Annotated in this window: 24 protein-coding genes; 14 read left to right on the top strand and 10 right to left on the bottom strand. The window is 55.4% G+C overall.

From position 1 onward, the window contains the following. Nucleotide 1: 1 nt before the first annotated feature. From TREPR_RS03000 to TREPR_RS02975, 6 genes are all read left to right on the top strand, one after another. Nucleotides 2-1,558 carry a ComEC/Rec2 family competence protein gene (locus tag TREPR_RS03000; protein ID WP_015706809.1) on the top strand — a complete coding sequence of 519 codons (1,557 nt, stop codon included), beginning with the start codon at nucleotides 2-4 and terminating at the stop codon, nucleotides 1,556-1,558. Then, nucleotides 1,542-2,480, top strand: coding sequence for a 16S rRNA (adenine(1518)-N(6)/adenine(1519)-N(6))-dimethyltransferase RsmA (gene rsmA, locus TREPR_RS02995; protein WP_015706808.1), 939 nt, complete (start codon nucleotides 1,542-1,544; stop codon nucleotides 2,478-2,480). Before TREPR_RS03000 ends, rsmA begins: the two co-directional genes overlap by 17 nt. After that, nucleotides 2,458-3,153: a YggS family pyridoxal phosphate-dependent enzyme gene (locus TREPR_RS02990; protein WP_015706807.1), complete on the top strand. Its 696-nt coding sequence runs from the start codon at nucleotides 2,458-2,460 to the stop codon at nucleotides 3,151-3,153. Before rsmA ends, TREPR_RS02990 begins: the two co-directional genes overlap by 23 nt. Then, complete coding sequence (locus tag TREPR_RS02985; RefSeq protein WP_015706806.1) at nucleotides 3,150-3,680, top strand: hypothetical protein; 531 nt, start codon at nucleotides 3,150-3,152, stop codon at nucleotides 3,678-3,680. Before TREPR_RS02990 ends, TREPR_RS02985 begins: the two co-directional genes overlap by 4 nt. Further along, nucleotides 3,680-4,639 carry an RluA family pseudouridine synthase gene (locus TREPR_RS02980; protein ID WP_015706805.1) on the top strand — a complete coding sequence of 320 codons (960 nt, stop codon included), beginning with the start codon at nucleotides 3,680-3,682 and terminating at the stop codon, nucleotides 4,637-4,639. The genes TREPR_RS02985 and TREPR_RS02980 overlap by 1 nt, the downstream gene beginning before the upstream one ends. Nucleotides 4,640-4,706: 67 nt before the next feature. Continuing rightward, a complete protein-coding gene (locus tag TREPR_RS02975) occupies nucleotides 4,707-6,017 on the top strand; it encodes an ATP-binding protein (protein WP_015706804.1) in 1,311 nt (436 codons plus the stop codon). A gap of 66 nt (nucleotides 6,018-6,083) precedes the next feature. Here TREPR_RS02975 and TREPR_RS02970 read toward each other — a convergent pair whose 3' ends face one another. Genes TREPR_RS02970 through TREPR_RS02960 form a run of 3 tightly spaced genes read right to left on the bottom strand, consistent with a single transcriptional unit; the run spans nucleotide 6,084 to nucleotide 9,980 of the window. After that, the gene (locus TREPR_RS02970; protein WP_015706803.1) at nucleotides 6,084-7,793 is read right to left on the bottom strand and encodes a nucleoside kinase; all 1,710 of its coding nucleotides are present in this window, start codon (nucleotides 7,791-7,793) and stop codon (nucleotides 6,084-6,086) included. A gap of 1 nt (nucleotide 7,794) precedes the next feature. Further along, a complete protein-coding gene (locus TREPR_RS02965) occupies nucleotides 7,795-9,243 on the bottom strand; it encodes a nicotinate phosphoribosyltransferase (RefSeq protein ID WP_015706802.1) in 1,449 nt (482 codons plus the stop codon). Further along, nucleotides 9,240-9,980, bottom strand: a complete 741-nt coding sequence (locus TREPR_RS02960; protein WP_015706801.1) for a nicotinamidase — start codon at nucleotides 9,978-9,980, stop codon at nucleotides 9,240-9,242. Before TREPR_RS02960 ends, TREPR_RS02965 begins: the two co-directional genes overlap by 4 nt. Between TREPR_RS02960 and TREPR_RS02955 the strand changes: the two genes are divergently transcribed. Next, on the top strand, nucleotides 9,967-10,875 hold the full coding sequence (locus tag TREPR_RS02955) for a DMT family transporter (RefSeq protein ID WP_015706800.1): 909 nt from the start codon (nucleotides 9,967-9,969) through the stop codon (nucleotides 10,873-10,875). The two genes, TREPR_RS02960 and TREPR_RS02955, sit on opposite strands and share 14 nt — an antisense overlap. A gap of 39 nt (nucleotides 10,876-10,914) precedes the next feature. Here the strand turns inward: TREPR_RS02955 and pyrF are convergent, their stop codons facing one another. Beyond that, complete coding sequence (gene pyrF / locus TREPR_RS02950) at nucleotides 10,915-11,826, bottom strand: orotidine-5'-phosphate decarboxylase (protein WP_245534772.1); 912 nt, start codon at nucleotides 11,824-11,826, stop codon at nucleotides 10,915-10,917. A 239-nt stretch (nucleotides 11,827-12,065) separates the two neighbouring features. Between pyrF and TREPR_RS02945 the strand changes: the two genes are divergently transcribed. Together TREPR_RS02945 and TREPR_RS02940 are read left to right on the top strand one after the other, a co-directional pair. Next, nucleotides 12,066-12,620, top strand: coding sequence for a lipoprotein (locus TREPR_RS02945; RefSeq protein WP_015706798.1), 555 nt, complete (start codon nucleotides 12,066-12,068; stop codon nucleotides 12,618-12,620). Nucleotides 12,621-12,651: 31 nt separating this feature from the next. Next, nucleotides 12,652-13,242 carry a hypothetical protein gene (locus TREPR_RS02940; protein WP_015706797.1) on the top strand — a complete coding sequence of 197 codons (591 nt, stop codon included), beginning with the start codon at nucleotides 12,652-12,654 and terminating at the stop codon, nucleotides 13,240-13,242. A 76-nt stretch (nucleotides 13,243-13,318) separates the two neighbouring features. Here TREPR_RS02940 and TREPR_RS02935 read toward each other — a convergent pair whose 3' ends face one another. Genes TREPR_RS02935 through pyrB form a run of 5 tightly spaced genes read right to left on the bottom strand, consistent with a single transcriptional unit; the run spans nucleotide 13,319 to nucleotide 17,764 of the window. Continuing rightward, nucleotides 13,319-14,224, bottom strand: coding sequence for a dihydroorotate dehydrogenase (locus TREPR_RS02935; RefSeq protein ID WP_015706796.1), 906 nt, complete (start codon nucleotides 14,222-14,224; stop codon nucleotides 13,319-13,321). Beyond that, on the bottom strand, nucleotides 14,221-15,063 hold the full coding sequence (locus TREPR_RS02930) for a dihydroorotate dehydrogenase electron transfer subunit (RefSeq protein ID WP_015706795.1): 843 nt from the start codon (nucleotides 15,061-15,063) through the stop codon (nucleotides 14,221-14,223). Before TREPR_RS02930 ends, TREPR_RS02935 begins: the two co-directional genes overlap by 4 nt. A gap of 3 nt (nucleotides 15,064-15,066) precedes the next feature. Continuing rightward, the gene (locus TREPR_RS02925; protein WP_015706794.1) at nucleotides 15,067-16,362 is read right to left on the bottom strand and encodes a dihydroorotase; all 1,296 of its coding nucleotides are present in this window, start codon (nucleotides 16,360-16,362) and stop codon (nucleotides 15,067-15,069) included. A 42-nt stretch (nucleotides 16,363-16,404) separates the two neighbouring features. Next, nucleotides 16,405-16,839, bottom strand: coding sequence for an aspartate carbamoyltransferase regulatory subunit (locus TREPR_RS02920; protein ID WP_015706793.1), 435 nt, complete (start codon nucleotides 16,837-16,839; stop codon nucleotides 16,405-16,407). A gap of 1 nt (nucleotide 16,840) precedes the next feature. After that, nucleotides 16,841-17,764, bottom strand: a complete 924-nt coding sequence (gene pyrB / locus TREPR_RS02915; protein ID WP_015706792.1) for an aspartate carbamoyltransferase — start codon at nucleotides 17,762-17,764, stop codon at nucleotides 16,841-16,843. A 313-nt stretch (nucleotides 17,765-18,077) separates the two neighbouring features. Here pyrB and TREPR_RS02910 point away from each other — a divergent pair, with 313 nt between their 5' ends. The 5 genes from TREPR_RS02910 (at nucleotide 18,078) to trxA (ending at nucleotide 24,093) form a co-directional block, all read left to right on the top strand. Then, a complete protein-coding gene (locus tag TREPR_RS02910) occupies nucleotides 18,078-21,041 on the top strand; it encodes an ATP-binding protein (protein ID WP_015706790.1) in 2,964 nt (987 codons plus the stop codon). Next, nucleotides 21,031-22,119, top strand: a complete 1,089-nt coding sequence (locus TREPR_RS02905) for an HD domain-containing phosphohydrolase (protein ID WP_015706789.1) — start codon at nucleotides 21,031-21,033, stop codon at nucleotides 22,117-22,119. Before TREPR_RS02910 ends, TREPR_RS02905 begins: the two co-directional genes overlap by 11 nt. A gap of 175 nt (nucleotides 22,120-22,294) precedes the next feature. Further along, nucleotides 22,295-23,020 (top strand): methionine ABC transporter ATP-binding protein, encoded by a 726-nt coding sequence (locus TREPR_RS02900; protein WP_041610987.1) that lies wholly within the window; start codon nucleotides 22,295-22,297, stop codon nucleotides 23,018-23,020. Further along, the gene (locus TREPR_RS02895) at nucleotides 23,007-23,675 is read left to right on the top strand and encodes a methionine ABC transporter permease (protein WP_015706787.1); all 669 of its coding nucleotides are present in this window, start codon (nucleotides 23,007-23,009) and stop codon (nucleotides 23,673-23,675) included. The genes TREPR_RS02900 and TREPR_RS02895 overlap by 14 nt, the downstream gene beginning before the upstream one ends. Before the next feature lie 94 nt (nucleotides 23,676-23,769). After that, the gene (gene trxA, locus TREPR_RS02890; RefSeq protein ID WP_015706786.1) at nucleotides 23,770-24,093 is read left to right on the top strand and encodes a thioredoxin; all 324 of its coding nucleotides are present in this window, start codon (nucleotides 23,770-23,772) and stop codon (nucleotides 24,091-24,093) included. A gap of 55 nt (nucleotides 24,094-24,148) precedes the next feature. Here trxA and TREPR_RS02885 read toward each other — a convergent pair whose 3' ends face one another. Continuing rightward, nucleotides 24,149-25,174, bottom strand: coding sequence for a lipoprotein TP_1001-related protein (locus tag TREPR_RS02885; RefSeq protein WP_015706785.1), 1,026 nt, complete (start codon nucleotides 25,172-25,174; stop codon nucleotides 24,149-24,151). Between the last annotated feature and the right edge of the window lie 55 nt (nucleotides 25,175-25,229).

Here is a 25,229-nt window from a genome sequence, read left to right as displayed (position 1 = left end):
GATGAAAAGAACCCCGTTTATCCTTGCCGGCCTGGGGGCGGCGCTTAGTTTTTACACTCTGGGGGGGCTGCCGGGACGGTACCGCGTTCCTGGTACCCTGATCCTGGTGTGCATCCCCATCATCCTGGTTTCCCTAAGCCGGGTCCTGGCCTGCGGCTTGCCGGAGGGGGCGTCCCCCAGCGGAAACTTCCGGTCCACGCAGCGTCATGTCCTAGCATGGGGCCTGCCGGGGGAAGTGTCCTCTCGCAACTACCGGGCCTTGCACCGGCAGGCTCTGGCCCTGACCGGGGGGCTTGTCCTGGGGATTGCGGCCCGGGGCTCTATTGACCAGGCGCCCCGCCTGGGGCTGCCCCCGGAAACGGTGCGGGCTCTGACCGGGACCCTGGCTGAGGACCCCCGGTCCACCAGTACCGGCAAGGGCATGGGCTACCTGGTGCTGAACAGCGCCGTTGGTTCCGGGGGACTGCGGAGCACCGCCCAAGGCCGGGTACTGGTGTTCTTTCCCGGCGAAGCCCTGCCCCGGGTCAAGGACTTTGGCCGGGGAGCGGAGATTTATGTGGAAGGTAATTTCACCGAAAGTTCCGGCAAGGGCTTTGCCGCCGCCCCACTGTTCCGGGCATCGGGGGTCCACGTCTCAAAGCCCGCCCCGGTCTGGGAACAAAGGCGCACCGCTATTCGCCTGGCCCTGCTGGACAAACTTGAGGCCCAGCCCTGGGGCGGCCTGGGGGCAGCCCTGATCCTGGGGGTCCGGGATAGCCTGGACAGCGACTTGGCCCAGGCTTACACCCATGCGGGCTGTTCCCATGTGCTGGCCCTGTCGGGGATGCACCTGGCCATAGTCGCCGCCCTGGCGGCTTTCTTCCTCCGTAAGCCCCTGGGGCTCAAGCCCGCTGCCCTGGCCGGAGCTGCTTTGATAGTCCTCTATGTTACCCTGGTGGGCGCCCAGCCTTCCCTGGAACGGTCCGCCATCATGTACCTTCTGGGGACCGCCGCGATCCTGGGCTTCCTCCCCCGGCAGGTCCTGTCCCTGCTGGCCGCCGCTTTCCTGATCCAGCTACTCATCCACCCCTCAGCCGGGGACAGCCTCTCCTTCACCCTGTCCTACCTGGCCCTGGCAGGGATACTCACGGTGGGTGAAACCGTCCATGGCCTGCTCCGGGGGCGGCTCCCGGAAACCCTGGCCCAGCCCCTGTCCGCGTCCCTGGGGGCCTACCTGGCCACCACCGCAATAAGCGCCTCGGCTTTCGGTATGGTGAGGCCCGTGGGCCTTTTGGCCGGGCTTATCATCGTCCCCCTGACCACGGTCTTCATGGTAGCCGCCCTTGCCGCCCTGGGCTTGAGCTTCTTCTCCCCCTTCCTGAGCAATCTGGTCGGTATGGGCCTTTCAGCGCTTTACGCCCTGCTGGACCGGCTGGTCTCCCTGGCTGCCCTGGTTCCCGGCATCAACGCCGGCGGCCAGGGACGGGAACTGATCCTGTCCCTGGCTCTGGCTAGCCTATGCCTGTGCCGGGGGAGTATTCACATCAAACGGAGGCAAGCCCTTGCCCCCTTCAATTAATTACGATTCGCCCCAGGAAATCCGGGCCTTCCTGGAAAAAAACGGCCTGGGCATGCGCAAGCACTTTGGGCAGAATTTTCTCATAAACCCAGGGGCCCGCAGCCGGCTCCTGGATGCCCTGGAGATAGTGCCCGGTGATCCGGTCTGGGAAGTCGGCCCCGGACTGGGGGCCATGACCGCAGGACTCCTGGAACGGGGGGCAAAGGTCAGGGCCTTCGAGATCGATACAGGGTTTATCAAAGCTCTGGGGGAATTCTTCGGTGATAACCCGGACTTCACCCTCATACCCGGGGATGTGTTCAAGACCTGGCCCGAAACCCCCGCCGGACCGGCAAACCAGGCCGCCAATTTCCTGGGCAATCTCCCCTACAACATCGCTGCGGCCCTCCTGGCGGACCTCATCGAAAAAAACCGCCTCTTTACCCGCATGGTGGTCACCGTCCAGCGTGAAGTCGCCCGGCGTATCTGCGCTTCAGCGGGAAGCGAGGACTATTCCTCCATTTCCGTGCTCTGCGCTTCCGCCTACACCATAAAACCCCTGATGGTCCTCAAGGGGGCCTCCTTTTACCCTGCCCCCAGGGTGGATTCCCAGGGGATCCGTTTCGATATCCGAACCGATATCGCCCCACAAGCCTACCCGCCCCTTTTTAGGCCCCTGGTACGGGGGCTCTTTGCATCCCGGCGGAAAACGGTGAAAAACAACCTGCAAAGTTTTATCCTTTCCGGTATAATTCACCCTAAGGAGTTTCAGGGCGCCGGGAAAAAGCCGGTTCAGGAACTTGCCCTGGGGCTTCTTGAAACATGCGGTATCGATCCCAATGAACGGGCGGAAAATCTGGGTATCAGCGAATTCTCAGCCCTGGCTGCGGCTTTGACACAGGAGATACCGGGAGGAAACGATGGCGATCGCCGGGGCAGTTGAGGAGATACAGGAACGCATCCAGAAGGCCTGCGCCCGGGCCGGCCGGAAGGCGGAAGAGGTCAGGCTCATGGGGGTATCAAAATTCCAGGATGCCCCTCTCATAGACCAGGCGTGGCAGGCCGGTATACGCCTCTTTGGGGAAAGCCGGGTCCAGGAGGCGGCCGGGAAATTTGCCGGTTTTAAAGAAGCCCACCCGGGGACGGAACTGCACCTGATAGGCTCCCTCCAGCGCAATAAGGCAAAAATAGCCGCCGGTCTTTTTGACGTCATCCAGTCCGTGGACCGGGATGAACTCATCGCCGAACTGGGGAACTTGACCGGAGACCGGAAAAACCCTTTAATGATCCTGCTGGAATACCATACTGCGGAGGATTCCAAATCCGGATATCGTGATTTGGACAGCCTCTGCCGGGCGGCAGAGAGGGCCCTGGAATTTTCAGGCCTCAGCCTGGGGGGGCTTATGACCATGGCCCCTTTTACGGAGGAGGAAGCCCCGGTCCGCGCCTCTTTCCGGGCTTTAGCCGCCGCCCGGAATGCCCTGGCAGCCCGGTTTCCGGCCTTCAATTTGGCCTGTCTTTCCATGGGCATGTCCAATGATTTTGAGATTGCCATAGAGGAGGGTTCTACCCTGGTCAGAATAGGTACCGCCATCTTCGGGGAACGGGCCCCATGAAGTTCTGCAAAGCCGTCGCCCTTCTGGTACTCCTCACGATCCTCTCAGGCACGGCCTTTGCCCAGTCATCAAGCACCACCACAGATACGGACAAACCGGAATTCCCTCTCTGGGCACGGGACCTCCGCCGGGCAGAGATCATAGCCTTTGGGGCATTTCCTTTTATGGTGTTTTTTTCCTCCTTTTCGGTAGACAGCTTCCGCGCCGCCAACCATGACTGGGATACCCGCTACGCCCCCTGGCCCATCAAAAGTGCCGGGGCTGTTGAAATGACCACCAACGAATACGCGATAACCTTCAGCGCTGCCATCACCGGCGCCGTACTCATAGCCCTGGCAGATCACCTAATAATCCGGCATAAACGGGCCAAGGCAGAGCGGGAACTGCTGGCACTCCCCAAGGGGGATATAATCATACTCCGCAAACCCTGGCCCCCGGAAGAAACCGACCCTGAGGATGAGGAAAGTCCGGACCCCGAAGCCGAAAGCGAAGCCTCCGCCGAAGGCGCTACCGGCGCCGTCCCCTGATGCCCGACTATTCTGGCACGGTAGAGGGCGACTTCCCCGGCGGGCTCAGGCTTGACCGCTATGTGGCGGAGGAAATCAAACTCCTCACCCGCTCTCAGCTTAAAACCAAACTCCTCCAGGCCCGCCTGAACGGCAAGCTGGTCAAGCTTTCCCGCCCCGTAAAACCGGGAGACCTGCTGGAACTGTCCTGGGCCGAAAGCGAGCCTCTGGACCTGATCCCGGAGAATATACCCCTGGAACTACTCTACGAGGATGACCGGGTAATTGTTCTCAACAAGGCCCAGGGTATGGTGGTCCACCCCGGTGCGGGAAACCATAGCGGCACCCTGGCCAACGCCCTGCTCTACCGCCGCCTCACCCGGCCAGGCAGCTCTGTCCCTGGCGCCGCCATCCCCGGCAATCTCCGCCCCGGCATAGTCCACCGCCTGGACAAGGACACCTCCGGGGTCATTATCGCAGCCTGGGACGATGCCGCCCTAGCCTTCCTGGCGGACCAGTTCAAGGCCCGGACCGTCAAAAAAACCTACATCGCCCTGGTTCAGGGGACCCCCAAAGAAACCCAGGGGGTAATTGAAACCCGTATAGTCCGGGACAGCCGGGACCGCAAGCGCTTCACCGTTTCCTTTGACAAGGGCAAAGCCGCCCTGACCCGCTACCGGGTGATCCGCTCCTGGGGCGCCTGGTCCCTGCTGCTCCTCCAGCCCAAAACCGGCCGCACCCACCAGATCCGGGTCCACCTGCGCCACCTGGGCCACCCCATCCTGGGAGACCCCATCTACGGCGCCCCGGTACTTCCAACGAAGTTTCCCGCGGACAAGCGTTTCCCCGGGGTAACCCTGATGCTCCACGCCCGTACCCTCTCCATCACCCTGCCCGGCATGGCGGAACCCAGTATCTTTAAGGCCCCCCTGCCGGAACGGTTCCGGGAAATCATCCGGAAAGCAGCAACCGGAAAATAACCCCGCCCCTCTTGACAATTAACTTAATGACCATTAAATTAATACATATTAACTTAATGAGGCCTACATGAAATTCTACGACAGAAAGACAGAATTGGAAAACCTGGATCTTACCCGGGTTCGGTCAATGGAAAACAGTTCCTTTACGGTACTGATAGGGCGACGGCGTATCGGTAAAACCGCGCTGCTTTTACGGTCCGTAAAAAACCAAAAACACCTGTACCTCTTTGTTTCCAGGAACACGGAACCCCTGCTCTGCGCCCAGTTCCAGAAGGAGGCCGAGGCCGCCCTGGGGCTGCGCATTTTCGGCGCCATAAGCCGGTTCCGAGATCTGTTCGAACAACTATTGCTCTTTGCGGAAAAGGAACACTACACCCTCATCATCGATGAATTCCAGGAATTAGAAAGGGTGAACCCCGCCATATTCAGCGACATTCAGAACCTCTGGGACCGGTACAAGGACAGCATAAAAATAAATTTTTTAGTCTGCGGCTCCATCTATTCAATGATGATACGGATCTTTGAAAACAGCAAGGAACCTCTATTTGGTAGGCTGAACTCAAAAATAACCCTGCGGCCCTTCACAATCAGTGTGATAAAAAAAATACTGGGTGATTACAATCCTGAATATACTCAGGAGGATATGCTCTGCCTCTATATGCTCACCGGGGGCATACCCCGGTACATAGGCCAGCTTCTGGACGCCGGGGCTGTGGATACCGGCAAAATGCTTGATGCGATTATACATCCCGATTCGCCCTTTCTGAATGAAGGAAAGGAACTGCTGATTTCAGAATTTGGCAAAGAATACGGAACCTATTTCTCAATATTACAGTTGATTGCCCGGGGCATGACCACCCAAAGCGAGGTAGATTCGGTGATCGGGAAAAACACCGGGGCATACCTCAGTATCCTTGAAAAGGAATACTCCCTGATCACCAAAAACCGGCCCCTTTTTTCCAAGCCCGAAAGCCGCAATGCCCGGTGGAAGATTAGCGACCAGTATTTGAGATTCTGGTTCCGTTTTATCTATCCCAATCAAAGCCTCATAGAAACGGGCAGATCCCTTTTGCTCAAAAAACTGATCCTCAAGGATTATGAAACCTACAGCGGCCCGGTGCTGGAGGACTACTTCCGGAATAAAATCATGGAAAACTCCGCAGTAAGCGGCATGGGTGCATGGTGGGATAAAAAAGGGGAGAACGAAATTGATATTGTCACCCTGAACGATCTTGATAAGACCGCAACGGTGATTGAGGTAAAACGGAACCTGAAAAAAATCAGCATACCCTTGCTCATCACAAAGGCTGAAAAAATCGCAGAAAAACTATCGGGGTACAAAATCGAATACAAAGGGCTCTCCCTGAAGGATATGTAAGAGCAGCGCGGGGAACTTGCCGACTAAAGCCGGGTTGCAAGTAGCGCAGCTATTCTCTCCGGTATATCAGTAATCAAACTCGCTGTCCCCGATAAACTCCCTGAGTATGCTGGTGCCGGGCACGTACTGGGGCGGGATGGGGGCGAAGTTTCCCAGAAAAGCCAGGAGCCGGGACGCCTCGGCATATTCCGGCATGGTGGGCTTTACCAAACGGAGCTGGGGTTCGGCGATAAATTTCAGGGCCGCCAGCTCATAGTCCAGGGCGGAGTTGAATGCGGCATCCGCGCCTTCCTGGAAACGGAAAATGTATTTCCTGGCGCCCTGCTGTACGCTGGGCCACATCCTGATGGTGGCGGCGGCATCCTTGCCCCGGAACTGGTAGTCCCGGACTATGCGCCGCAGCAGCCGGTTGTCGCTGGTGGGGATACGGTTGTGATCGTCCAGGTTCAGCTGGGTCAGGGCGGACACGTAGACCTTGAACTTTTTGTCCCGATCAATTTGAGAAGTCAAGGCATCGTTCAGACCATGGATACCCTCAATGACCAGTACGGACCGGCTGCCCATGCGCAAACGTTTACCCTTCCCCGCTTCCCGGCGGCTGCCTGAAACAAAATCGAAAACCGGGAGTTCCACTTCCCCGCCCTTAAAAAGGGTAAGAAGCTGCTCATTCAAGTAGGGGATATCCAGGGCTTCCAGGCACTCAAAATCAGGCTGGCCGTTTTCATCCAAAGGAGTCTTGTCGGTACCCACATAGTAATCATCCAGGCTGATAGCCACAGGTTCCAGGCCTATAACCTTGAGCTGTATCGAAAGCCGCTTGGCGGTGGTGGTCTTGCCGGAGCTGGAGGGCCCGGCGATAAGCACCGCCTTAACCGAGTCCCGGCGGGCGTAGATCTGATCGGCGATGGCGGCGAGCTTCTTTTCCTGAAAGGTTTCGGCAATGCGGATATAATCCCTGATGGTCCGCTCAGCCACCAGCCGGTTAAGCTGCCCCACCGAATGAACACCAATAATGCGGCCCCACTGTTTGTATTCACGGTAAACCGAAAACAAGCCCGGGCTGTCCTCAAAGGGCTCTATCACGGTTCCGAGACCTGCCCCGGGGAAGCGCAGCAGAAAACCTTCCTGGTAAGCCATAAGCTCAAAGGCCGACAGTATCCCTGTCCGGCTAACCAGAGGTTCGATATACAGATCCGTAAACCCCTTGCATTCGTTGATCATTACCATGGCTTCACTGCGCTGCTCCAGGAGCAGTCTGGTGTCGTTCTGGCGGTTCTTTTCAAAGAGTTCCAAGGCATCCGTATAGGCCATGTACCGGAAACGTATGGGAACATCCTCCGCCGCCAGGGCCTTCATTTTTTCTTCCAGTGCCTTTATATCCCCGCTCTCTGGTTTCTTTTCATCCGCAAAGGTATAGTAATAACTGTTCCCCAGGGAATGGCCTACCCGGAGGCTGCGATCCGGAAAAAGTTCCCACCCCGCCAGGGCCAGAATAAAGGCCAGGGAACGGCGGTAGATCATGGCTCCGTCAGGGCTGTCCAGGGCAACCGGCTCCAGGGCGGCATTCACCTCGATCCGGGTGGACAGTGGAAGCACCTGGTTGTTTATTTTTACTGCAGCGATCATTTCGGCGGGCATGGAAAATTTATCCAGCAATTCTTCTACGCTTATTCCAGATTGAACAGTAATAGTATTGTCGGTGGCGGAAGATACCGAACTATCTTTTCCCGGATCAATCAACCGCAGTTTTATTCCGTCCATGGATCCTTCCGGCATATTACAGATCCCCCAAATAGTCCTTGATCAGATTCAACTTGAGCTGACGTAGTTTTTCTGTAACCGATACTTTGTAGACATGGGGATTGAGGAGCCGTTTGTAACTGTTGTCAAAGAGTTCCAGTTCTGCCTTGGTATGCCGGCGTATCTCTTCAAGGGAAGGCTGGGGGGAAACCAGGCTGCCCTTATCCAGCCGGAGCTTGAGCAGCGGTTCTGCGCTGCCCTCCAGGGTGTGATAAAAATGACGGTAATCCGCCGAGGGGTGCCAGAAAATATACCGGGAACCCTGCTCCAGGGTATCCGGCCCCGAGGGGCTTTCCTCCAGGCCCAGGATATCCGCCACCGCCATACCCTGGGAATCCTTGAGCCGCCACACCTGCTTAAGCCCCGGGTTGGTGGTCTTTTCGGGGTTGTCGGAAAATTTGATAGTGGGTATGAGTTTCCCCGAAGCATCCTCCCGGGCAGTGAGTTTATACACCCCCGTAAAGGCCGACTCATCCCCGCCGGTGACCATCCGGGTCCCCACCCCCCAGGAGTCGATAGGCGCCCCGGTATTGGTGAGAGTCTCAATAATACTTTCGTCCAGATCATTGGAAACAGAAATTTTCGCATTGGGGAAACCTGCGTCATCCAGAAGCTTCCGTACCTGAACCGAAAGGTAGTGCATGTCCCCGGAGTCCAGGCGAACCCCGAAATTCTTTCCCCGTTCCACCACCCGCTTGCCCACCTTAATGGCGTTGCGGGTTCCGCTTTTCAATGTATCGTAGGTATCAATAAGAAATACCGGAAATTCGGGGTAGATATCCGCATAGGCCTGAAAAGCTTCCTCCTCACTGGGATAGGCCATGATCCAGGAATGGGCCATGGTCCCCAGCACGGGAATGCCGTACTCCTTACCGGCCAGCACATTGGAGGTCCCGGCAGCGCCGCCGATGAAGGCCGCCCGGGAAGCGCTCATGGCCCCATCGGGCCCCTGGGCGCGGCGGAGGCCGAATTCCATCACCGAGCCTTTGCCCGTGGCAAGCCAGACCCGGGCAGTTTTGGTGGCGATAAGGCTCTGAAAGTTAATAATATTGAGGAGCATCCCTTCGGCGATCTGACACTCAATAAGATTACCGGAAAGACGTATCAAGGGCTCCTGGGGGAAGATCACCGTTCCCTCGTCCATGGCCCAGAGGGAACCGGTAAAATGAAAATCCCGAAGGTAGTTCAGGAAGGGTTTTTCAAAAAATTTAAGGCTCTCCAAGTAGGCAAGATCATCATCGGAAAAAGAAAAATCCCGGATGGTATCCAGCAAGGGCCCCAGACCGGCAAAGATGGAAAAGCCCCCGCCAAAAGGCTGGCGGCGGAAGAACACTTCGAAGATCGCCCGCTTGTTCATGTTGTTTTTCCAATAGCCTTGAGCCATAGTCAGTGCATAAAAATCCGTAAGAAGCGCTGAATGTATCATCCTGGTATCTCCTTGGTAGTAATAAAGGAGACTCCTGCCCCCTTCATCAGGCTAAAGGCCTGTTCCACCGAACCTTCGGGTACGCCTACCCCGCTCACCGCATCGGAAAGGATCACCGTCCTGTACCCCAAGCGTATTGCATCCATGACACTGTAGAGAACGCAGTAGTCTGTGGCCAGCCCCCCGATAAAGACCTGGGTAATTCCCAGGCCTTTCAAAAACCCGTCCAGGCCTGTGGGGGTGTACCGGTCATTTTCAAAAAATACCGAATAGGAATCCAGGTCCTTGCGGCAGCCCTTACGGATGATCAGATCAACGTGGTCCAGGTCGAGATCAGGGTGCAACATGGCGCCCTGGCTGCCCTGGACACAGTGATCCGGCCACAGAATCTGCTGGATTGCCGCAGGGACATATTCATTTTTAGCATCCCGTTCATGTTCCCCCCGGAAGGGTTCCGGTACAGGAAGGAGTATAGACTCGTTCACTTTTTTGCCCGGATGGGAGGAGGCGAAGGAACTATGATGGGCCGGATGCCAGTCTTGGGAGACGACGATCTTTCCCTGTCCGAAATAAAACTTTTCCGCCGCCAGGTTAAGGGGTTCAACCACATCACAGCCCCGGGCCACTGCCAGAGCCCCGGTTGGCTGGGTCTTCCCATCTTTTCCGGTATAGGCAGGGCAAAAATCATTCTGCACATCTACGATAATCAGAGCGGATTCCCTAATGTCGATAGCCATGGGTACTCCTTTAATTTATAGTATACCAATGAATCAAAATGGAAAAGGTCAAGTATCCATCGCAGCCTGCTCTATTCTCTGGAGCACTTCGGGTTTGTTCATCAAAATCATCCCCTGGCATCCCATGGTCATAGCCGGATTCAGAAGCCTTTTCGCCGCCCTTTTTATGATCATCCTAAACTCCCTGGGCGCCTCTCTGGGGGGCCGGAAAACTTGGGGAAAACCCCGGTTGCTGCCCTTCCTGGGCGCCGGAGCCTGCTACGCCATCACCATGACCTTCTTCACCCTGGCCAATAAACTCACCACTTCGGCTAACGCCATCCTGTTACAGTACAGCGCCCCCATCTGGGCGGCGATCTTCGGGTGGATCCTGGCAGGCGAAAAGCCCCTACGGCGGCACTGGCTCGCCCTTGGGGCGGTGATCCTGGGGATGCTGCTCATTTTCAAGGACGGATTAGGGGGCGGCGCCTTTACCGGGGACCTTTTGGCGATCATTTCAGGGATTACCTTCGGCCTGTATTCGGTACTGGCCCGCATTCAGGGGGGAAATCCCAATAACCCCATGATCCTGTCCCATCTTCTCGCCGCTGCAGTGGGGGTTCCCTTCATTTTTGCCGCCCCGCCAGCTCTTAGTACCCCAAACATCCTGGCGATTCTGTTCCTGGGGCTGATCCAGAGCGGCGCCGCCTGTACCCTTTTCAGCTACGGGATACAGCGGGTTTCCGCGGTCCAGGCCATGCTCATCGCGGGGATAGAGCCGGTGTTTAACCCTGTCTGGGTCCTCCTGGCCACCGGGGAACGGCCCACGGTCGCGGCCCTCCTGGGAGGGGGAATCATCGTGGCTGCAGTGGTCCTATCATCGATACCCTGGGGCAAAAAGCTCAAAACGGCTTAGCAGGCGTAGGCAGAGCCCGGCGTCTATCCACCCCGGCGCCTATCCCTTCGCCGCCGTCCTGATCGCATCCCGCATCTCCACCGCCGCCCGGTGGGCCGCCTCCGCCGCAAAGCGATTATCCGCGACGGCAACCGTTTCGGCAGAAGCAGTGCCTCCACCGCCGCCTGACATCCAGGCCTTGAGTATGGACCGGGAAGCGTTGACCACCCCGCCGTTGCCCTTCCTGAGCAGCAATGCTGCGTCATCTGCCGCACCGCCCTGAGCGCCGTAACCGGGGATGAGAAAGAACAGGTTGGACCGCTGTTCCCGTATGGAAGCTGCCTCGTCCCGTTCGGCGCCGGATTTTGGATCTGCCCCGACAACCGCCCCAAAGGCGCCGTAGCCGTGAGCGCCGGACCGGGCAGCGGCCAGCTCCGAAAGCCGATCCCCCACAGCATCGTAGAGCCGGCCCCCGTCTTTCAGTTCCCGGTATTCAAAGTCACGCATACCCTTATTACTGGTACGCATGAGCACAAAAGCTCCCTTACCTTTACTGTCCGCATAGCTTAGCCAGGGCTCGACAGAATCCATCCCCATATAGGGGGAGAGGGTGACAAAATCCGCCTCAAAGTCCCCCTCAAAGTGGGCCTTGGCATAGCGCAGAGCCGTGTCCGCAATATCCCCCCGCTTGATGTCGGCGATGACCAAGGCGCCCCGTTCCCGGATGTACCGCAGTGTTTCTGCGTATACCCCCAGCCCCGCAAGGCCCCGCTCTTCATAGCAGGCGATCTGCACCTTAAAGCAGGCCGCGGCGTCCATGGTCGCGTCAACCAGAGCTTTGTTGTAGGCCAGTATCGCCTCTGTCTCCGAAGCGGCCCGTTTCAACTCCCCAGGGGGAATATATTCGGCGGAAGTATCCAGCCCCACGCACACCGGGCCTTTAGCCTCCACCGCCTCGTACAACTTGTCCATATTGTAAATCATTCTATCCTCTGTGTAATTTTATGAAGTTTTTAGCTCTTTGGCAAGCAAAAAAGAGGCAACTTGAACGCCTGTCGCCATAGGCCTTATGTTATTAGCCTATAAAATAACCCTTGACACCGTGTTATTAGATATGATATTGTAAATACTATACAATTATATTGTATTAAATTTATTTTCCGGTAAATTATGGAATGTTTATTCCACAAAAATAACGTAAGGAGTTTTTTATGAAAAGCAAATTGTTTGTTTGGACATTGTTTACCCTGGCTGCCACTGTAACTTTGGCGCTTACCGGATGTGTCAGCACTGAGAATACGAATACCGGCCATTTTGGCGAGCATATCCGTACTCCTGTAAAAGATTTTCAACCTATGGGGCTTGTATTTACCGAAACCCGGCTTGCGACTTACGACAGCGTGACTGCCAACGGCCAGATATTCACCTACCAGGCATTGCTGAAACAAGCGCAAGAGCTTGGGGCGGACGCTATTATCAATGTGTCAATTGACAAAAGGAGTCAAGTTACGACGCTTCCCGGCAGCACTGTTCCCCTGCCCAATAGCCATGTTACAACATGGTATGGTTCGGCGCTTGCCATTAAATATACGGACACATTAACGGAAACCGGAAGCGTAACGGTAACAGCCGATGGCGCCACCGCTACTACCGTAACAACATCGGTATATTTTAACGATGGCGGTCCTATATACGCCGGCAGTACGGCGGCGGAACAATCTGCTGGGGAGCAAGCGCCGGCGCCCAAAAAAGGCATAAGGCAATGAACCGCTTTCGGTTTGTGATAAGGAGCGTACTATGAAAAAGCGCATTTTTCTTTTTTTGGCGCTTGCGGTGCTTATCGAGGTCGGGGTTTTCGCGCAGACCCATTTTGTTTCCGCCGAAGCAAGCTTCCTTGGCGGCGGCTCCAGGTATGAATATGTGATTACCCCCTACTTTACCGTTGGCGGGTACGCTTACTATAACTATTTGCCTACGCCTTTTATGGATAAATATGATAGCGAAAATCATTGGATTGCCGGAACAAGCATAGCCGGGCGATGGTATCCGGCAGGGCGGAGGTTTTTTGCGGAACTTGGTTTAGGGTATGTTTTTTTTGAGAACCAGCGTACCGAAGAGGGGGGGTATCATTATTCGTGGAACGGGTACACCTATACTCCTTATAAGGATAATGATCATCCGGAGTCGGATCACTTCTCCGGCTTTAGTATTGCTCCCGGGTTTGGCTGGACGATTGACATCGGTAGAGCCGGCGGCCTTTTTATATCCCCCAGCGTAAAGGCTCCTTTTATCATCAGTTCAGAGTCTAAAGATATAGGGCTTGGTCAGGGTGTATACCCTTCCGTTGTTGTATCCTTCGGCGTTGGTTATGCTTTTGAAAAGCGATAACCCAGGAGTCATCATAATTTCAGGATGAGGTGCAAGAACAAAAGAGAATGTTGCATAAATCCAAGTAATAATACCCCTACACAATACCCCGTATCTCATTAATATCCGCGATCCCCTGGGACTCCATCCAGGATTCCAGGCCCTCCAGTATCTCCAGGGATATGGCGGGGTTAATAAAACTAGCGGTCCCTATCTGTACCGCCCTTGCCCCGGCCATGATAAATTCTGCCGCATCCTGCCAGGTGGTGATGCCTCCGACCCCCATCACAGGAATAGTGAGGACCTTGGCAACCTGGTGTACCATGCGCAGGGCAATGGGCTTTATAGCCGGGCCGGAAAGCCCTGCATAGGTATTCTCAAAGACCGGCTTTCGTTTTTGAACATCAATAGCCATGGCAAGAAAGGTGTTCACCAGGGAAACCCCGTCGGCCCCCTCCTCCTGGCAGCACCGGGCCAGGGCAACTATGTCCTCTGCATTGGGGGAAAGCTTGACCATAAGTCTGTGCTTACAAATACTGCGGACCCGGCGCACCACATCCCGGGCAATTTCAGTTTTAACCCCAAAGGCCATACCCCCAGCTTTAACATTAGGGCAGGAGATATTCAGTTCCAGGATATCAAATTCCACGGCGTTAAGGAGTTCCACCCCCTGTAGGTAATCATCAATGCTGTGCCCCCCAAGGTTCACGATCACTGCCGGCCCCAAGCGCCGCATCAGGGGGTACTCTTCTGCGATAAAGCCCGGGACCCCGGGGTTTTCCAGGCCCACGCTGTTCATGACCCCCGCGCTGGTCTCCCAGATCCGTATGCCCTCATTGCCCGGCCTGGCCTTCAGAGTGAGCCCCTTGGAGCAGATGCCCCCCAAGCGGCTTATCTCAAAAATTTCATCAAATTCCCTGCCGAAGCCGCAGGTTCCCGAGGCCAGGACCAGGGGGTTTTTCAGGGAGACCCCGGCAAAATCGGTTTCTAAAGAAGGCTTCATATCTCGCCCCCTATCCGGGCAGGAACATCCCCTGTGGCGAACACATCCGCTGCGGGGAACACCGGCCCGTCCTTGCAGACCTTTTTGTTCCCCCGGGTAGTTTTTCTGCTGCACCCAAAACAGGCTCCCACCCCGCAGGCCATACGGCTCTCCAGGGACACGGAAAGCCTGTCCTCAACCCCGGCTTTTTTGCACTTATCATAGAGGACCCTCATCATGATCTCCGGGCCACAAGTGAAAACAAAGTCGTATTCCGCCGGGTCAATCGCATCGGTGATAAAGCCCCCGACGTTCACGGTAACCCGGTTTGCCAGGCCCCGGTATTCCTCAGCCAGAAAGGGTTCGCCGCTGAAGCCCAGATAAAGGTCCACCGTACAGCCCGCAGCCCTAAACTGCCTGGCCCCCAGGTAGAAGGGGGCGATCCCCGCGCCGCCCCCCACCATGGCGATACGCCCGGACAGTTCAGGGAACCCCCTCCCCAAGGGCCCCTGGATGGAGAGGGCGTCTCCGGGCTTGAGCCGGGAAAAGAGAACCGTCCCCTGCCCCAGGGTTTTATACAAAAAGGAAACCCTCGGCCCCTGGGCGTCAAACACGCTGATAGGCCGGGAAAGCACCGGCACCGTATCCCAAGCGCGGAGCATACAGAACTGCCCGGACCGAAACTCCGGTGCCGAATGGGAAAAGTTGACGTATTGATCATCTACTTTTTGTAGATAGTTGTCATTTTGTACAACTACTTTTTGATTAAAATTATCACTACTACCAGCACCGCCGGATATATCCGCCTCAAGCAGGTAAAACCCGCCCGGTAAAGCCCGGTTAGAAATCACCTGTGCCACAGCCTAGACCTCCCCGTCCTGATATACAAGTTTCCCTCTACAGATAGTATATTTAACCTTCCCCGTCAGAGGCTGTCCAATAAAAGGTGAGTTTGAGGACTTGGAGGCAAACCCGGAAACGGTCCAAGTTTCCTTATCATCAAAGAGGGTAAGATCCGCCGGCCCCCCTTCCGCCAGAAACCCGGCCTCAAGCCCGTAGAGCTTTGCCGGGGCCTCGGTCATTTTCCCGATAAGTTCCAGCAGGCTCAGATGCCCCGGAAGGACCAGTTTCGTGATACCCAGAGCCAGGGCGGTTTCCAGACCGATGAGCCCGCTGGGGGCCTCCGCAAAGGGCCGGGACTTTTCCTCGGTACTGTGGGGGGCGTGGTCAGTGGCTATCATGTCGATGGTTCCATCTTTGAGGCCCCCAATAAGGGCTTGGCGGTCATGTTCGGTACGCAGGGGCGGGTTCAGCTTGGCCAGGGTCCCCTGGGCCAGGACCGCATCCTCGGTGAGGGAAAAATGCTGGGGGGTCAGTTCGGCGCTGATCCGAGGGGGGCTTCCCGGAAAGCGCCGGGCGCCGAGTTCTTTAGCCAGCCGAATCAGATCCAGGGATTCAGCGGCGCTGACATGCTGTATGTGGACCCGGGCGCCTGTTGCCAGGGCAATCATACAGTCCCGGGCAATTATAGAGCTTTCCGAAACCCCCGGAGCCCCGCTCAGGCCCAGGGCGGCAGAAACCTTCCCTTCGTTTATTCCGGGAAGGCCGATCAAGGCGCCTTCCTCTTCGTGGAGGCTGATGGGGACATCCAGTTCCCGGACCGCCAGCAGGGCTTTTTGCAGAAACGCCGGGTCTTTGATGGGAAAGCCGTCATCGCTGAACCCCAGGGCGCCGAGCTTTTTAAGGGCCCCCATATCGGTCAATTCCCTGCCCTCCATGCCCCGGCTCACCGCAGCCACCGTATAGACCCGGATTTTAGCCCTTGCGGCCTTTGCCAGGACTTCCCCCAGGGTTTCGGCGTTATCCACCGGCGGCTTGGTATTGGCCATGCAGACCACGGCAGTAAAACCGCCATGAGCCGCAGCGGCCGCGCCGGATTGAATATCTTCTTTATAAGTTAAACCGGGATCGCGGAAATGGACATGCACATCAACCAGCCCGGGGACCACGATCAAACCCCTGGCGTCGATGACTTGGCAGTCAGTTCGCGGAAGTGCCTTGCCGATGCGGGCGATCCGGCCGCCCTCCAGGGCTATATCCAGAAAATCATCGGTTCCGGATTTAGGATCGATCAGGCGGCCGCCGGTAATTAGGATCATGCCGGAAATATAGCATACCCTGAAGATTTGCCCAACATCATCTTACCGGAAATCCCCGGCGGAGCGTATCTCGTCGCAGTATTCACAGCGGTAGGTTCCCAGGGCCGGGTCCTCCAGGTGGAAGATGTGGGGCACATAGGTTTCCGTGGAGGTAACGCAGCGGGGATTTTTGCACAGGATGATATCTTCTACCCGCTGGGGAAGCTGGAGCTTTATCTTTTCGGTGATTATCTCATTCTCAATAATATTAATGGTAATATCCGGATCGATGAGCCCCAGCAATTCATAATTGATAGCAATGGTGTTATCGATTTTAATAATGTCCTTCAACTCCATGTGTTTGGAACTGGCGTTTACCACAAAGGCCACATTATAAGGCGCCTTGCCCAGGCCCAGCCAGTTAAAAATCCTGATGCCCTGGCCTGCTTTTATATGATCGATCACGATACCATTCTTTATTTTCGCAATGTTAAGCATATTACAAAACTCCTAATACTGATGATAACAGGGCCATGCGCACGTACATGCCGTACTTGGCCTGCTTAAAGTAAGCGGCCCGGGGGTCGGCGTCCACTTCCAGGGAAATCTCATTGACCCTGGGCAGGGGGTGGAGGATGATCATATCCTTTTTGGCGGCCTCCATCTTTTCTGCGGTGAGAATATAACTGTCCTTGAGGCGAATATAGTCTTCCTCGTTAAAGAAGCGCTCCCGCTGGACCCGGGTCATGTAGAGCACATCCAGGCTGGGCATCACTTTTTCCAGCCGGTCTGTTTCCTGATACTCCACCCCGGCCTTTGCCAAGGCCCCCCGGGTGATATATTCCGGCGCCGAAAGTTCCGGCGGGGAGATGAAGATCATCCGTATCCCCGCATACCGCGCCAGGGCCATGGCCAGGGAATGGACCGTGCGGCCAAACTTGAGGTCCCCGCAGAAGCCCACGGTCAGCCCGTTAAAGCCCCCCCGGAGCCGCCGTATGGTCAACAGGTCTGTCAAAGTCTGGGTGGGGTGATGGTGCCCCCCGTCGCCGGCATTGACCACCGGTATCTCCGAGCACCGGGAAGCCACCAGGGCCGCCCCCTCCTTAGGGTTCCGCATGACGATGGCGTCCGCATAGCAGGCCACGGTGCGTATGGTATCCGCCAGGCTCTCCCCCTTGACCGCAGAACTGGATCCCGGCTCGGCAAAGCCCAGGCAGCTCCCCCCCAGGCGTAGCATAGCCGCCTCGAAACTCAAGCGGGTCCGGGTACTGGGCTCAAAAAACAGGGTCGCCAGCAGTTTGCCCCGGCAGCTCTCCCTTAGATAGGCCGGGTCCGCCTCGATCCGCTCCGCCAGGCTAAACAGCCCATCCAGCTCCTCAATGGTAAAATCCCCCGGCTCAATCAGATGTCGTCCCTTTAACATTCCCCCTCCTCACAAAAGTGTAAATAAGCAAAAAAAAACCGCCATACAGGCGGTTATTCAACGAATACTAAAAATAGGGCCATCCAGGAATTCCCGGCGGGGTCCGTAAAAACAGGCGCTACTTGCAACGCAGTTCCCCGCGCAAAACTGGCTTTTCATGAGCTTGACGTTCATCATTCCCCTACTTGCTCTATTCTACTATAGTTGGGACGAAAGGGCAAGGGGCCCGGGAATCGCCGGGTATTTACCAACCCAATTGACAAATAATATACTAGGGTTAGGCTATGGAAAACTAAAAAACGGGGGCGTAGGTATGGTTGGAACGATACTGATTTTCTTTCTTTTCATTGTCATATTTTTTGCTATAGCCTACATACTCGCCTTACTGTGGTTTACGGATAAACGGAACCGCCGGATGAAGGGGCTCTTTGCCCTGGGGGCTTCCACCGCCCTGTGGCTCTTTTTCAATGCCATAGACATTGTTACCAGAGGCGAACTGTTTCCTTTTGTGTTTACCCTGCGATCTATAGCCCTGGCGGTGAACCCCTACTGCGTGCTCTGGTTTGCCCGGGGCCTCACGGACATCAAATTGTTCAAATCAAAGCCCGTCTCCAGGCTGAACTTCCTGGTGCCGGTCATAGATTGTATCGTTATCCTTACCAATCCCCTGCATTGGCGGTACTACGGTAACTACGATTATCCCCGGCCGGAATACGCCGGGGGCTTCTGGATACACTACGCCTTCATGGCCCTGGCCTGGGTCGTGGGGATAAGCCTCCTGCTCCACAATGTTGTAAAGACGGCTCCCAAGGCCTCCCATAAGCTGCTTCTGACCCTGGCGACAGTTGCTCCCCTGATCCTCAATATATTGTTTACCGGGCGCATCTTTGGGATGAATTACGACATAGTCCCCTTAAGCTACTTCGTTATGTTTATCGCCTTTGCCCTGCTCTCCAACCCCATGGAACAGTTCAGCATTCAAACCATGGCTATCAGCAATATCCTTTCCTCCCACACGGATTTCTACCTGGTTATAAACAGTAATAATGCGGTCATCGACACCAACATGACCCATGAACGGCTTTCGGTGCCCATAGAATTAGTACCCGGAAAAATCGACACAGCATCGGTGATCAGCCAGATATACCCTCTTACGGTAAACATGGAGCCCGCTACTTTTTTTACGGATCTGACGGATTTTTCAAAACCTTTCCAGGGCGGCGAAATAACTATTCGCACCCCCAAGGGGGACCGTACCTTTACTACCAGCCGCGAGGAACTATACGAGGGAAAACGTTTCTACGGGTACACCATGATCTTCTCTGATGTCAGCGCCTACCGCTTTATGATAAAGGAAATAAATGAGCAAAAAGTGCGGCTTGAGGAACTGAAGAAAGCCGCAGAAGCCGCATCGGAAGCAAAGAGCAGCTTTCTTGCCAACATGAGCCATGAAATGCGTACCCCCATGAACGCCATCATCGGCCTTTCGGAACTGGAATTGGATAAAGAAACAGATGAGATAAATACCGAAGCCCGTGAAAACCTTGAAAAAATTTACAGCTCCGGTGTGACCCTCCTGGGGATCATCAACGATATCCTGGATATTTCCAAAATCGAATCGGGCCGCTTTGAGCTTGTCCCGGTGGAATATGATATCCCCAGCCTTATCAACGATACTATCACTTTGAACATTGTCCGCATCGGCAGCAAGCCCATCATCCTCAAACTGGACATTGATGAAACCCTGCCCGGCAAACTTCTCGGGGACGAGCTGCGGATCAAGCAAATCTTCAACAACCTTCTGAGCAACGCCTTTAAGTATACCACCGAAGGGTCCGTAACCCTGGGAATCTCCAGTGAACGGGAGGGGGATTTTGTCCGGCTTAAGGTAAAGGTCAAGGACACCGGGATAGGCATAAAGCATGAAGATATAGAAAAGCTTTTCCATGACTATCAGCAGGTTGACACCAAAAGTAACCGTAAGATTGAAGGGACCGGGCTTGGGCTTTCCATCACCAAACGGATGATAGAAATGATGGGCGGTACTATTACTGTGGAAAGCGAATATGGTAAGGGCAGCACCTTCTCCCTTACGCTTCTTCAGGGATTTGTAAGCGAAACCCCCATAGGCCAGATCGTGGCAGGCCGCCTGCGGGACTTCAAATACTCCGTAAGCCGGCATGAACGGAACAAGAACCTGATCCGGGCCTACATTCCCTACGCCAAGGTCCTGGTAGTGGACGATGTGGCCACCAACCTGGATGTTGCCAAGGGTATGCTTAAGCCCTACGGAATGACCGTAGACTGCGTTTCAAGCGGCCCAAAGGCCATTGACCTGATCCGTGCCGGGGAGCTCCGGTACAACGCCATTTTCATGGATCACATGATGCCCGACATGGACGGCATTGAAGCAACCCGGATCATTCGCAGCGAAATAGACGGCGAATACGCCAAAACCGTGCCCATCATCGCCTTAACCGCTAACGCCATCATGGGCAACGAAGAGATGTTCCTGTCCAACGGATTCCAAGCCTTCCTCTCCAAGCCCATCGACATCATGCGCCTGAACGAAGTTATCAACCACTGGGTCCGTGATAAGGACAAAGAAAAGGAACTGCGGCTTGAACAGGGTGAACCGGCAACCGCCCCTGAACCGACTGTCGGCAATACGGCAAACCCTGCAGCAAAACTACTGGCAGACAAAAATATTCCGGGCCTTGATATTGACAAGGCTATTGAACGTTTCGGCGGTGAAGAGGGGTATATTGAAACCCTCCGATCCTACGCGGTCCATACTCCCGCCTTGCTTGACACACTGCGGATTCCCGGCGCTCTGGGGGATTATGCCATCACTGTCCACGGCATTAAGGGATCCAGTTACGGCATCTGCGCCGACCCCCTGGGGAAATTGGCAGAAGAATTGGAGCTGGCCGCAAAGGCCGGTGATAAGAATTTTGTGGAAACCCATACAGAGACTTTCATACATCAGGGAGAAACGCTTATCCGGGATCTGAACGCCCTGCTTCAAGCCCTGGGCGAAGAAAACAAAAAACCCCTGAAACCAGAGCCGGACCAAAATGTGTTGGACCGTATACGGGAGGCGGCGGAAAATTACAATATCGGAGCATTGGATAATGCACTGGAAGAATTAGAACAGTATTCCTACGAATCAGATCAGGACCTTGTACCCTGGCTGCGGGAACAGAGCAACCAATCGGAATTTGAGACGATTAAGAAACGGCTGGAAAAACAGAAGGAGGATAATAATGGAAACTAAACGGCATGTCATCATGCTGGTGGATGACAATTTGACAAACCTCTCCATTGGGAAGGATATGCTCAAAGAGCACTACGACGTGTTCCCTATCCCCTCTGCAGAAAAACTGTTCGCTATCCTTGGGAAGGTTAAGCCTGATCTTATCCTCCTGGACGTGGAAATGCCGGGTATGGACGGTTATGAGACTATAAAAAAACTTAAAAGCGATACCGAAACAAAAGACATTCCGGTAATCTTCCTCACTGCAAAAAGCGATACAGGCAGCGAGTTGGAGGGGCTCTCCCTGGGCGCCATAGATTATGTGTTCAAACCTTTCTCCCCTCCCCTGCTGATCAAGCGCATAGAAAACCACCTGCTCCTGCAATCCCAGCAGGCAGAGTTGAAGGACTTTAACGACAACCTCCAGGAGATGGTCCGCAAACGGACCGAACAGGTATTTGATCTGCAGAACGCCGTCCTTGCCTCGGTGGCGGAACTGGTTGAATTTCGGGACGACGTGACCGGAGGGCATATAATGCGGACCCAGCGTTACCTGAAGCTCCTGATGGAGAAAATACTGGAAAAGCGGGTCTACTGGGAGGAAACCTCAACATGGAACCAGGAATTTCTCATCCCCTCGGCCCAGCTTCACGATGTGGGCAAGATCGGAATCAGTGATACTATTTTGAACAAGCCCGGCAAGCTGACATCGGAAGAATTTGAGATAATGAAGAAGCATGCTGAAATCGGGGAACGGGCCATTGAGGGGATCATGAAAACAACCAAGGAACATGACTTCCTCATTCACGCAAAGATATTCGCTGGAGCTCACCATGAAAAATGGGACGGCTCAGGCTATCCCCGGGGCCTTAAGGGCGAAGCCATCCCCCTCCAGGGCCGGATCATGGCCATTGCGGATGTTTATGACGCCCTCATTGCCCTGCGCCCCTACAAGGCCCCCATGAGTACCGAGCAGGCCAACAGCATCATTATGGAGGGCAGGGGGGTACACTTCGATCCGGTCCTGGTTGATTTGTTTGGGTCCCTGAAGGATAAGTTTGCCGAAGTGGCGGAGAAAAACCGGGGCGGGGAAGCTTGATGCAAAACTCCCGCAGGGGCCTGCTCAGCGTGGCCCATGGGCTTCACCATCCCTTATCAGGGTATTTGCCTTGACATGATTTTTATTCCTTGGTATTTTACAGGTATTCCGATAGAATTTATATGATATAAATATTGCATAGAAAGGAGCGCTTCGCTCCTTGGGGGAGCGGTTGATGATAGTTCTTAGGGGTGTGTCAAAACGATATGCCGACGTAACCGCTGTTGAGAATGTGGATTTGACTATCCCCGGGGGAAGCATTTACGGGATCATCGGCAGGAGCGGGGCCGGGAAATCATCCCTGCTCCGGGTGATGAGCTTGCTGGAGACGCCGGACGCCGGGGAGGTGCTTTTCGGGGATGAACGGGTGGATACCCTGAAGGGCCGGGACCTGTTGGAACGGCGGCGGCGCATGGGCATGATTTTTCAGAATTTTAACCTCCTGGGGTCCCGGAATGTGACAGGCAATATTGCCTACCCCCTGGAAATTTCAGGGCTGCACAAAAAACAGATCCTGGAACGGGTAGACGAACTGTTAGAACTGGTGGATATCAAGGATAAGCGTAAGGCGCGGCTCCGGGAACTTTCCGGGGGGCAGAAGCAGCGGGTGGCCATTGCCCGGGCCCTGGCAGCAAAGCCGGATGTGCTGTTCTGCGACGAGGCAACCAGCGCCCTGGACCCCCAGACGACCCGGTCCATACTGGCCCTTATCCGGGAACTCCATGAAAAGCTGGGGCTTTCGGTGGTGATGATCACCCACCAGATGGAAGTTATCCGGGGGGTGTGCCAGGAGGTGGCGGTGATGGATGGTGGGCATATTGTGGAGACCGGTACGGTGCAGGTGGTGTTTGATACCCCCGCGACCCAGGCGGCAAAGGAGCTGATCCATGGATTGGAATAAATTTTTACCCATTCTAAAGATGCTTCCCCAGGCAACCTGGGAAACGGTCTTTATGACCCTGGCTTCGGCCTTTTTTGCCTGCCTCATGGGCTTTCCCTTGGGGGCCTTCCTCTATTATGCCTCCCCAGTAGGGCTTAACCCCCAGGGGCTGCTCTACAATGCCCTTTCCCGAATCGTGAACCTGTTCCGTTCCCTCCCCTTCATCATCCTGATGATCCTGCTGATCCCCCTGACCCGGTTGATCATCCGAACCAGTATCGGGCCTACGGCGGTGATCATCCCCCTGTCTATTGCGGCGGCCCCCTTTGTGGCCCGTATCGCTGAGGCTGCTTTATCAGAGGTGGATAGCGGCGTACTGGTGGCAGCCCGGGCCATGGGGTCCACCAATATACAGATCATCCGGAAGGTGCTAATCCCCGAAGCTATGCCCGCCCTAATTTCCGGCCTGGCCCTGTCCATCATCAACCTGATCGGTTATTCCGCCATGGCAGGCGCCATAGGCGGCGGCGGGCTGGGCGATCTGGCCATACGGTACGGCTACTACCGGTTCAGAACCGATGTGACCATTGCGGCGGTGATCATCATCCTGATCCTGGTAGAAATTGTACAGCTTGCAGGAACTGCGGTAAGCCGAAGTTTGTTGTCAAAACGGTAAGTTTTTTAACACCAGCGGAGTAAGACTGCCACAAATTATTGTATAAAACTGCTATATTCAGTAAACTTTAGATATCACTTATTAGGAGTCTTCCATGAGTAACGGAATTGCGATAACCAAAGAAAATTTTGAGGGGGAGGTCCTTAAGTCCCCGATCCCGGTATTGGTTGATTTTTGGGCCACCTGGTGCGGCCCCTGCAAGATGATGGCCCCCATGCTGGATGATATTGCAGAGGAATATCTCGGGCGCTTGAAGATAGTCAAGGTCGATGTGGACGCCCAGGGGGATCTGGCGGAGCAGCATAATGTGGTGTCCGTCCCCACCCTGGCTCTTTACAAGGGCGGCCAACTGCAAACCCAGCGGACCGGCGCCCTGCCCAAGTACGAGATCGTTAACTTTTTTAAAGACTATATCTAAGTATCCGCCGTTGCCCCGCAGGCAAGCCAAACGGCAAGGCGCGGGGCTTCAAACACTAAGGCTTCGGCTGGTACCGTTTGTCGCTATTGGGCTTTCCCGGACTGGCCTGGCTGCTGTCGCAGATGTACCAGTCCTGGAGGGTATTACTGTCCGCTGAGGCCTCTTCCCGGCAGATGGTCCGGGTGGCGGTGGCCCCCTTGCTTGGGAAGGCGTCCCGGGGACCCGGCTTCTTCAGCTTTTCCCCTGCGGGACCTAGCCATGCGCCCTGGGAACCCAGGATTTCTGCGGCCCGGCTCAAATCATCCTTCGCCCAGGCTGCATCGGGGTTTTCGCTGAGCAGCACCCCGTCCAGCACCTTGTCATCCTGATCCAAAAGCAGGACCACGTCGGTTTTTCTCAGCCGCTTGACCGATCCGGGGACCCAGAAATCCCGGGCATCCGGAAAGGCCTCGGTTCCCGGGGAGAGCCCTCGGTCCCCGTCTGTTTCATTGACACTGGCGGGGTCAATGGTCCGCAGGTGCAGGACCAGGTATTCACCTGCTGCCACCTCCACCGGGGGAAACTCGAACACCGGTTCCGCCATGCCTGTCCCGGCAATAAAAAGCCGGAGGGCCCCCAGGTTACCGGCGCTGAGGGTCCGGAACTCCACAAATTCCGCCTTGGGGTTTGCGTATTCCGTACGCAGTTCCGTGATCACCAGTTTGGGGATACGATCATTTTTGGAACGGAAGGGGATCAGCACCCCCAGGGTGTTCCCCCGCCCATCCTCCACCAGGATATCCGCCATAATCCGTTCTCCCCCATGCATGGCCTCTTTTAATTGCACCTGCACCGAGCTTCCCTCACCAATGGACTGGATCTCCAGGGAAGGATTGAAATAGAGGGAGCTAACTCTAACCGGCTGGGAAAATTCGAACAGAACTTCCTGAGGGGATACTGCTTTGATCCCCAGAAACACGGGAGTCTCCGCGTTAGCCCCCAATACCTGCTGTATGGCCTGCTCGTTGGAACAGGTACAGGCACTGAATCCCAGGAGGGGCAGGAAGAGACCCCAAAAAAAAGAACGATAGTACTTTGACATAATAACCTCCGCCTGAGTTATGCGGCGGAGGTAAAATACACTTTAGGGGGTTGAA

This window comes from Treponema primitia ZAS-2 (genome assembly GCF_000214375.1).
Taxonomy (GTDB): domain Bacteria; phylum Spirochaetota; class Spirochaetia; order Treponematales; family Breznakiellaceae; genus Termitinema; species Termitinema primitia.
This window is presented reverse-complemented; position numbering and strand designations above follow the sequence as displayed.